The sequence below is a fragment of the Methanobrevibacter sp. genome, assembly GCF_045644645.1.
Taxonomy (GTDB): domain Archaea; phylum Methanobacteriota; class Methanobacteria; order Methanobacteriales; family Methanobacteriaceae; genus Methanocatella.
This window is the reverse complement of the sequence record NZ_JAZRHE010000093.1, coordinates 1-5558: the sequence shown is the minus strand read 5'-3', so window position 1 is coordinate 5558 and position 5558 is coordinate 1. Positions and strand designations below refer to the sequence as shown.

At 31.0% G+C, this 5558-nt stretch carries 4 protein-coding genes and 1 pseudogene; 4 read left to right on the top strand and 1 reads right to left on the bottom strand.

The features are described from left to right. Both ACKI4K_RS05375 and ACKI4K_RS05370 read left to right on the top strand, forming a co-directional pair. Positions 1–414 (top strand): annotated as a pseudogene (locus ACKI4K_RS05375) (site-specific integrase); the annotation flags it as partial. A 105-nt stretch (positions 415–519) separates the two neighbouring features. After that, positions 520–2295 (top strand): SAP domain-containing protein, encoded by a 1776-nt coding sequence (locus ACKI4K_RS05370; RefSeq protein WP_407423020.1) that lies wholly within the window; start codon positions 520–522, stop codon positions 2293–2295. On the opposite strand, the gene ACKI4K_RS05365 is transcribed toward ACKI4K_RS05370, so the two are convergent. Next, complete coding sequence (locus tag ACKI4K_RS05365; protein WP_407423018.1) at positions 2282–3247, bottom strand: zinc ribbon domain-containing protein; 966 nt, start codon at positions 3245–3247, stop codon at positions 2282–2284. The genes ACKI4K_RS05370 and ACKI4K_RS05365 overlap by 14 nt on opposite strands. Before the next feature lie 152 nt (positions 3248–3399). Between ACKI4K_RS05365 and ACKI4K_RS05360 the strand changes: the two genes are divergently transcribed. Beyond that, a complete protein-coding gene (locus tag ACKI4K_RS05360) occupies positions 3400–4896 on the top strand; it encodes a DUF2779 domain-containing protein (protein WP_407423016.1) in 1497 nt (498 codons plus the stop codon). 51 nt (positions 4897–4947) lie between these two features. After that, on the top strand, positions 4948–5331 hold the full coding sequence (locus tag ACKI4K_RS05355) for a hypothetical protein (RefSeq protein WP_407423014.1): 384 nt from the start codon (positions 4948–4950) through the stop codon (positions 5329–5331). Positions 5332–5558: the final 227 nt, after the last annotated feature.

Genomic DNA, 5558 nt, shown 5'->3' with positions numbered 1-5558 from the left:
ATAATTCCGATTTTTAGAATAAGAAGACAAAAAACAAATAAATTTTATTTTACTTTTTGTTCACCAGAAGCTTCAACTGCTATTGTTGATTATTTGATTAATTTAAATATTGATTTAAAACATGAGGATAAACTTTTTAAAATTAATTTATATTATTGGAATAAATATTTTAATTATATTAATAATGAATTGAATTTAGGTAAAGTTGGTGAATATAATAAATTTAGAAGCCATATGCTTAGAAAATTCCATGCTTCTTCATTATATAATAGTAATAAAGGTTTTACATTATCTGAAATTGATGCACTCCAAGGTAGGGGTAAAAATAGCACTCATTCTTCATATTTTATGGAAAATCCGAATATACTTAGGGACAAATATATTAATTCATTAGATGTAATTAAAATATTTTAATTTTAAAAGAATAACAATATGTATGTCTGTTCAACATTTTATCAGATTACATTACTTTTTTAAATAATTAACCTTAAAAATAATTATTAGTATTAGGTGAAAATTATGGGTTTATTTTCAAAGGACAGTCCTGCGGAAAAAAAATTGAAGGAGTTGACTGGGGGCCGTATTTTAAGCATTTCTTTCATTGATAGGCTCAAAAGCAATGGCCTTGATTCAAATGTGGGGATTAAAATCAAAAAACAGCTAAAACAGGAAATCAGGAACGGTGCTGTTAATGAACATAATGTGGAATCCAGACTTAATGAGTTGATAAATAGGCATTCCAATAAGAACACCACTTCCACTAATCAAAAAAAGTGTCCGAAATGCAATGAATCACAGGATGAGGTTAATAAATTCTGCATAAGCTGTGGATATGAGTTTAAAGCTGAAAAAACATGCCCTATTTGCAATGAAGCACAGGACATGGATAATGCTTATTGCATAAGCTGTGGTTATGATTTCAATGATAAAAGAGTTAAGCCAATTTTTAAGAATTGTCCTAACTGTAATAAGAAAGTGTTTAATATATCTAAAACCTGCATCGCCTGTGGGTATGATTTTAAAAATGAAGAAATGCCTGATGATGCTATCATCTGTCCAAACTGCAATAAAAAAACCAAAAAATCATCCAAAAAGTGTCCGAACTGCGGATATGATTTTACCATAAAAAGAGTGTCTGTTTTAGTTGACAATATGAGAAAATTCAATTTTCTGTCAAATTATGAATTTAACCTTAAAACCTGTCCTGACTGCAATACTAAATTCTTGAAAACAGATCCGTTCTGTTTCAACTGCGGTGCAAGTGTCGTTACAAATCAAACTATTAAAAATGATAATCTGGAAGTTAAAAACGGCAAACTGGTTGCCAAAGAAGAATCTAATCAAGATGAATTAAAAGACCTCGAAGCTTTATATTCACACACTGTTCAAAGCAGATATGCTCCATCATTTAAGTTTACTTATGTTTTATACTTGGAGGAATTTAGAAAAAATCCAACTAAGAAATTTTCAGATAAAACTGCCAAACGTTACGATACAACCGTAAACAAGCTTAAAAAGCAGGCCATGGATGATGAGTTCATTGAACCTGCTTCACCTCTGAGCGTTGCAAAAGACTCAAAGGTAAGCGATTTAAAGGAAATCCTGAAGGAACATAACCTTAAGGTTTCAGGCAAAAAGGATGAGCTTATTGAAAGGCTGGGCGAAAACCTCACGGATGATGAGCTTAAAAAGTATTTCAAATCCAAATCATATCAGATAAGTGAAATGGGATTGGATTTTCTATCTAAAACAACTTATATCATTTATATCCATGAGGACAGGGAAATTTCAAGGGCATTTTCATCATATGAGATTTCAAAGATTTTTGAAGAAAAGCAATATTCCATTGAAGAAATTCAGGATATTATTTTAGGATATTTGAAAAGGATTTTCGATGATAAATTGTCTCAGGAACTTTGGGTTGATTTTAAAATATATGCAAATGCAATAGCTTCAGTTCTGGAAGATAAAAATGAATTAAAAGAAGCCTTAAACATCCGTCTTAAAGTCTTTTTATTTGACATCAACAATTTTTCAATTGTTACTGCAAGACCTGACCCAAGAAAAACAAAACTTAAACAGAAGGACATGTCAAAATTAATGGAATTGATGCATAATTTATCACTGCCAATTGATGAGCTAAAAGAAGTATTCAACCAGTCCTACGGAGAAGTCCTCTTTAAGATGGCAATCACCAAAGAGGATTCATTTGTTTATCTTTTAAAGATTTTCAGTGGTGAAGACCTCGATAATGTTTCACGTGAAATAAATGAAAGTTATTCTAATCCTTATTGATTTCAGTATAGTTTTCTTTAAAACTATCTAATATTTCACGCATTTTTTTATCTTTAGCAGCTTCAAAGCCACCTTTCAGGATTGAAATTATTGATGCAATTTTATCTTCAGGGCTGAAAACATTATTGGTTTCAAGCAGTATCTGGTCATAGCTTGGAGGATATGAAAAGTCCTTTTTGAACTGCTGTTTTATTTCTTCTCTAAGGTCATAATCAATGAAGTCTCCTAAAATCAATAAGATATCCTGTGCCATGGTGTTTCCCATCACCAAGCCGAAAGTTATTGCGTCCTGGTCTTTTTTACTGTTACTTGCGAATTCATTTATTAAGATGTTATTGAATGATCCGTAGTTTTGATAGCCGTGAGGTACAAATCGCCCTTCACAGGTATGTGCACAGTATTCATTTGTAAGTCGTGCCAGTGGGCTTCCGATTAATGCAAACCATGCAAGCGCCTCTATTGCATCGCTTTTGGAACATCCCCATACATACATCAGAATCTGTTCGAAGATTTCAGAAAAAAGGTGGTGTGAAAGTTCATGGATTAATGTGGCAATCTGTTTAGCGTCATCCAGCCTGTCATCGACTCTTATGATGTTAAACGAATAGCTTCCAAGCTCAGCACCGCTTGATTTATAACTTATTTTACTATAAGCTTGTGCTAAGGCTTTTATCTTATTTAGAATAGTCATTTGCCTTTTGTTCAGATTGGTATTACTATAGTATTCTTTTAAGTAGTAGTGACCCATGTTTGTAATGTTTTCAATTATTGTATTGTATCCTTCAAGGGTTATCTCATCAATCTTTTCGAAATTGCTTTGGGTGAAAATATCCTCGAAGTTTTCATAGCTTTTGATTTCAAGATATTTCCTTTTAATCAATACTTCACCGCATTTTTCACAGTTGTTGTTATCATCACTATTTTCATAACCACATTTGGAACAGAACACCATGTTAATCACAATTTATGTTTTTGTTTTTCATGTAAAATAAAGTTAGGTTTTTATCACTATACTAATAGTAAATTTTTACTAGTATTATAAACAAGATGAAAAAGATATGTCATATTAAAAACATAATAATCTATTAATAAGGAGCCTTTATAATGAATAAAATATTTTTGTCAAAATCCAAGTATTGCAGTTGTGTGCAATGTGAAAAGATTCTCTGGTTAAATAAATATAAACCAGAAACTGCCGAAAAAGAAAACAATGATGCAGTTTTAGAAAAGGGAAAACAAGTAGGGAATGTTGCAAAAAGATTATTCGGTGATTATGAAGATGTTCCCTATAATATGGATATTGATGTAAGAATTAAAAAAACACATGAATTACTGAAAAACAAAGCAAATATCATCACAGAAGCATCATTTGCATACCATAACAATTTCTGCAGTGTAGATATTTTAAAAAATAATCCAGATGGACTAGAAATTTATGAAGTGAAAAGTTCTACAGAAATCAAGGACATATACCTGGATGATGTTTCATATCAGTACTTTGTCCTTTCAAGTCTTGGTTTAAATGTTAAAAAAGTATCAATTGTTTATATAAACAATGAATATATTCGAGAAAAAGAATTGGATATTGTCCAATTATTCAATATTGAAGATGTGACAGGTATTGCCCGAGAAAAACAGGATGAAATAAAAGCCAATATTGACACAATCAATAATTTTATGGAAATCCATGATATCAACAATGAACCAGTTAAAGATATCGGATTGCACTGCTTTGATCCATATTCATGTGACTATTGGCAGTACTGCACAAAGGATTTGCCAAAACCTAATGTATTTGACATAAGTGTTATGCAAAAGCGTACTAAGTTTAAAAAGTATTATGAAGGTAAAATTTCATTTGAAGACTTGATAAATGAAAATATTAACCAAAAATATTTGGAACAGATAGATTTTGAACTGAATAAAAGAGAACCAAAAATAGAAAAGGAAGAAATTAAAAAGTTATTATGCTCTCTTAAATATCCACTGTATTTTATTGACTATGAATCCTGTCAATATGCTATTCCTGAACTTGAAGGAACAAAGCCATATCAACAAATTCCTTTCCAGTACTCATTACATATCATTCAAAAGAAAGGAGCTCCTTTAGAGCATAAGGAATTCCTGGCTGAAGTCGATGATGAAAATTTAATCAGAACATTTGCTGAAAGTATGATTGAAGATATGCCCTGCGATGGCAGTGTAATTGTCTATAATAAAGGCTTTGAAGCTACCCGTAACAAGGAAATAGGAGAGATGTATCCTGATTTAAAAGCTGAAATGGAAAAAATCAACGGAAATATTGTTGATTTGATGGTTCCGTTTAGAAGCAGAAATTATTATACAAAAGAAATGAAGGGTTCCTATTCCATAAAATATGTTCTGCCTGCATTATATCCGGATGACCCTGAACTGGATTATGTTAATTTGCCGTTAGTTCATAATGGTGGGGAAGCATCAGAGGCCTTCCTAAGTTTAAAATATAAAAGTCCCGAAGAACAAGAAGAGATAAGAGCTGGTTTACTTAAGTATTGTAGACTTGATACATTGGCTATGGTAAAAATATGGGAAAACTTAAAGGAAGTAACAAATGAGGAATGATTAAAGATAAAGAAGTTTATATTAGATCAATACATAGTTTAATGTGATAATATGATATTGGATGCGAAAAGTTACAGAAAGGAATTCGAAGCTGCAAGTCTTGAAAAGGTTTTACAGGAAAGGGACAGGATTATTGAGTTCATGCAGGATTTTGAAAATGACAAGCTACCGAAAAAGTATTTTGAACGAGATACCAGTCCCGAAGAGGTATACCTCACAAATATTGACTATCTAAAGGAAATCTGCGATTTGATTAAAGTCAAGATGCCTAAAAAGGAAGAGGAACCAAAACTTAAGGTTGAACCTTTCATTGCCATTGAAGGAATCCTTTCAAAATTCGATGAGGAAAAGCAGAAGGAATTTCTGGAAGATTTAAAGGAAAAAGACAAGCTTTTGTATTATGAGTTCATGGAATGGAAGTATGGGGAACAATAGTTATTTTTTTTAAAATTTCTATTTTGCTAAAAGTGGTTGCCATAATTGGTTAAAAATTAGATTATAAAAGTATTTTGTAAACTAGTTTTAAATTTACTTCTTTCTGAATATTGTTTTTGCTGTAAAATATTTAGTTTTATCAATGCTCCAGAGTTGGCTATAATATTTGCAGTTTAAAAAAAATAATTTAATAATATTTCACATCAATTTTTTAAAATCAAAACAAT